Source organism: Bacillus sp. AFS077874 (assembly GCF_002566505.1).
In the GTDB taxonomy this organism is placed as follows: domain Bacteria; phylum Bacillota; class Bacilli; order Bacillales; family Bacillaceae_G; genus Gottfriedia.
Window position 1 is genome coordinate 1 of sequence record NZ_NUYF01000050.1, and the last position, 3,921, is coordinate 3,921.

General features: G+C 31.1%; 3 protein-coding genes. All 3 read left to right on the forward strand.

Annotated features, from left to right (window positions below; all coding sequences use genetic code 11):
• Positions 1 to 152 precede the first annotated feature (152 nt).
• From COJ46_RS21090 to COJ46_RS21100, 3 genes are read left to right on the forward strand one after another with little or no spacing between them, the layout of a single operon-like run.
• A complete protein-coding gene (locus tag COJ46_RS21090) occupies positions 153 to 1,907 on the forward strand; it encodes an ABC transporter ATP-binding protein (protein WP_097979002.1) in 1,755 nt (584 codons plus the stop codon).
• 24 nt (positions 1,908 to 1,931) lie between these two features.
• A complete protein-coding gene (locus COJ46_RS21095) occupies positions 1,932 to 2,606 on the forward strand; it encodes a response regulator transcription factor (protein WP_097979001.1) in 675 nt (224 codons plus the stop codon).
• Entirely contained in the window at positions 2,603 to 3,670 is a 1,068-nt protein-coding gene (locus COJ46_RS21100; protein ID WP_097979000.1) for a HAMP domain-containing sensor histidine kinase, read from the forward strand. The genes COJ46_RS21095 and COJ46_RS21100 overlap by 4 nt, the downstream gene beginning before the upstream one ends.
• Positions 3,671 to 3,921 lie beyond the last annotated feature (251 nt).

Here is a 3,921-nt window from a genome sequence, read left to right on the forward strand (position 1 = left end):
ATTCGGCTGATGTTTTTTTGCGTTATATAAAAATATTTAAGATGTCGATTTATATCAAGAAAAAAATAATTTAGTTCATTCTTTATTCATATTTTTGTTGTAAATTTTAAAGGTAATGTAGATAAAAAATAGTAAGTGTAAGGAGTAAAGATATGAAAGAAGAAACAAATTCAAATAAAAAAAGTGACTGGAGAAATTTTATCTCTTTAATAAAAAATGCAAATCCTCCCAAATGGTTGTTTGCAATAGGCGTACTATTAAGTGTAGCCACTACTTTAGTCGGGTTACTATTACCTTTGCTTACAAAGAAATTTGTAGATGGTTTTTCATTAGCATCCTTAAGTGCCGGACAAATAGCGGTTTTTGTTACTGTACTAATCATACAGGCTATTTCATCATCAGCTTCGATCTATCTGCTTAGCCGCGTAGGAAATACAGTTGTTGCCAATGTAAGACACCGATTGTGGAAGAAAATGATTGTACTTCCAATATCTTATTTCGATGAGACTCAGACTGGTGATAATGTTAGTCGAGTTACGAATGATACAGCAATTTTAAAAGGGCTAATAACAGAACATATTACAAACTTTTTAACAGGAATCATATCAATTATTGGATCTTTTATATTACTACTAGTATTAGATTGGAGAATGACATTAGTAACATTTAGTATTATACCTGTCATTACTCTTATATTTATCCCTATTGGAAAACAAATGTCAAAATTATCAAAAGCAACCCAAGATGAGACAGCAAAATTTACATCATTAATAAGCCAAGTTTTTTCAGAAATTAGATTAGTAAAAGTTTCGAATGCAGAAACTACTGAAATTACTAACGGAAACAAGGGAATTAATAATTTATTATCTTTCGGTATTAAGGAAGGAAAGTTACACTCTTTCATTGGTCCAATTGTTTCATTTGTATTGATGCTTATTTTAGTAGTTATTATTGGATATGGCGGAGTCAGGGTCTCATCAGGTGCAATAACTGCAGGAGCTTTAGTAGCCTATATACTATATTTATTCCAAATTATCTTCCCAATAACGCAAATTACACATTTCTTTACTGAGCTTCAAAAAACAAAAGGTGCTACTGAAAGAATGATCAGTATATTAGAACTAGAAGAAGAAGATTATCAAACTGGAAAAGATGAAGTTGATATGAACTTACCAATTAAGATTAATAAGTTACATTTTGCGTATAAGGAAGAAGAGCTGTTAAAAAATCTTAATTTTGTGATTCCTCCGGGTAAGGTAACAGCTATTGTAGGGCCAAGTGGAAGCGGAAAGACAACTTTATTTTCACTCGTTGAACGGTTCTATCCTCCTAAAAATGGGGAAATAACAATTGGAGATAATCCAATTATTAGTTTCAATTTAGAGAGTTGGAGAAAACAAATAGGTTATGTTGCACAAGAAAGTCCGCTAATTGTAGGGACAATTAGAGATAACATTTGTTATGGGATTAAAAGGGAGATATCTAATGAAGAATTGGCTTATGTATCGAGTATGGCATATGTAGATCAATTTGTTAATGACTTACCTGAAGGTTTTAATACAGAGGTTGGAGAAAGAGGTATAAAACTCTCTGGGGGGCAAAGACAACGAATAGGTATTGCCAGAGCTTTACTAAGAAACCCTAAATTATTAATGTTGGATGAGGCAACTTCGAATCTTGATAGTAGGTCGGAATTAGTTGTACAAAATGCACTTTCCAATTTAATGAAAGGGAGAACTACGTTAATTATTGCTCATCGTCTTTCCACAGTTATAGATGCGGATCAAATTGTATTTTTAGATAAAGGAAAAATAACTGGTATTGGGACACATGAAGAATTATATAGTAACCATTTAATGTATAGAGAATTTGCAGAACAACAATTAAGAGTAAATAATGCAGTGTGATTAAATTTTAGGGAAGGTGTTTTTATGGCTAGTATCTTAATCGTAGACGATGATCCACATATTCGAAAACTATTAAATGTTTTACTTCGAGATGAGGGCTTTACTGTTTTTGAGGCTACAAATGGTATTGAAGCAATTAGTGTTTTTGAAGATAACAAAATAGATATGTTAATTATTGACTTAATGATGCCTAAAATGGATGGATTCGAACTTTGTAGAGAAATACGTAACGAATATGATCTTCCTATAATTATGTTAACTGCAAAAGGTGAAACCGAACAGAAAGTTAGGGGGTTTAAATTAGGGACCGACGACTATATTGTAAAACCGTTTGAACCAGTCGAATTGGTTGTTCGGGTAAAAGCTTTATTAAGAAGATCAAAAATATCTTCATCTAAAATTGTTCAAATAGGAAGTTTAGTAATAGACCACGGTAATTACAAAGTTCTAAATGAAAATGAAGTAATCAATATGCCATTGAAAGAGTTAGAACTTTTATTTACTTTAGCAAGCTCTTTAGGTAGGACTTATTCCAGAGAACAATTAATTGAAAACATTTGGGGATTCGATTATGCAGGGGATGAAAGAACTGTAGATGTTCATATAAAGCGATTGAGGGAAAGATTTCCCGAGAAAGAATTTGGTTTTAAAATTTCGACTGTATGGGGATTAGGGTACCGAATGGAGTTATTGAAATGAAAGTATTAAAAAAAATTAGAGATGCTCTTCGGGCTATATTATTATTAACGACTGCAATAACGATCGGAAGCGTAATTGTTCACTATTCTACTATTTACTTATATGAACATCATCTCACTAATTTATCAGATTTAACGAAACAAATCATAAATACTTTTTTAACCTTTCTATTATTAATGCTCGGAGGAGCTGTGTTTGGTAGAATGTTTCATCATCCAAAGCAAATGAAAATGGTAAAAGAAATTATGCAGGCAATTAGAAGTATTTCAAGAGGTGAGTTTAACGTATCGGTGGATCTTGAAAAATTCAGGAATGCATTTGGTGGTGAAATAGGACAGATAATAGATAGCTTTAACAATATGGCCAAAAATTTAGATCAAATGGAAAACATGCGACAAGAGTTTATTTCTAACGTTTCACATGAAATTCAATCGCCTTTAACATCTATTAAAGGTTTTGCTAAAGTATTGCAAAATGAAAGTTTACCATTAGAAGAGCGAAAGCAATATTTAAATATAATTGAGTATGAAAGTACAAGATTATCGAAGCTTAGTGATAATCTACTAAAGCTAACTTCTCTAGAATCACAAAACCAGCCAATAGAAAAGAACAGTTTTTCATTAAATAGCCAACTTATGTACTCATTGTTAAGCTGCGAACCTCAGATATTGGAAAAAAATATCAATATGCATGTTGACCTTGGTAAAATTGACTTTATTGGAGACGAGGCTCTTTTGAATCAGGTTTGGATGAATTTAATTACAAACAGTATAAAGTTTACTTCTAACGATGGTGATATATTTATATCTGCTATACAAGATCATGACAAGGTAGTTATACAAATTCAAGATACTGGAATTGGTATTTCTGAAGAAGATCAAGTGCATATATTTGAAAGATTTTATAAAGCAGATAAATCAAGAGACAGAACAACCGGCGGAAATGGATTGGGTTTATCAATCGTAAAGAAAATTGTTGATATGCACAATGGAATAGTATATGTAAAAAGTGAGATCGGTAAAGGCTCACTATTTGTAGTAGAATTACCTATAAAGGCGGAGTAATTGTTTTTCATTATAGTAAATAGCGTTTAGTAAAGTTAACTATTCTTTTGCTATAATGAGAAACATGATCTTTTTATTATAAAGTTATTGCAATCAAAAAAGATTAATGGTATATTATTAAACGTTGTCACATTAAACCAATAAATGAGGTAAGAAAATAATATAAAAAAGTTGTTGACCAAACAAACTTAAATATGTTATTATTATATAAGTCGCTAAGAGATAAGCGGCAAAGTGAACTTTGAAAACTA

Coding starts and splice junctions, on each gene's coding strand:
- COJ46_RS21090 (WP_097979002.1), top strand. CDS start 153: ATGAAAGAAGAAACAAATTCAAATAAAAAAAGTGACTGGAGAAATTTT.
- COJ46_RS21100 (WP_097979000.1), top strand. CDS start 2,603: ATGAAAGTATTAAAAAAAATTAGAGATGCTCTTCGGGCTATATTATTA.
- COJ46_RS21095 (WP_097979001.1), top strand. CDS start 1,932: ATGGCTAGTATCTTAATCGTAGACGATGATCCACATATTCGAAAACTA.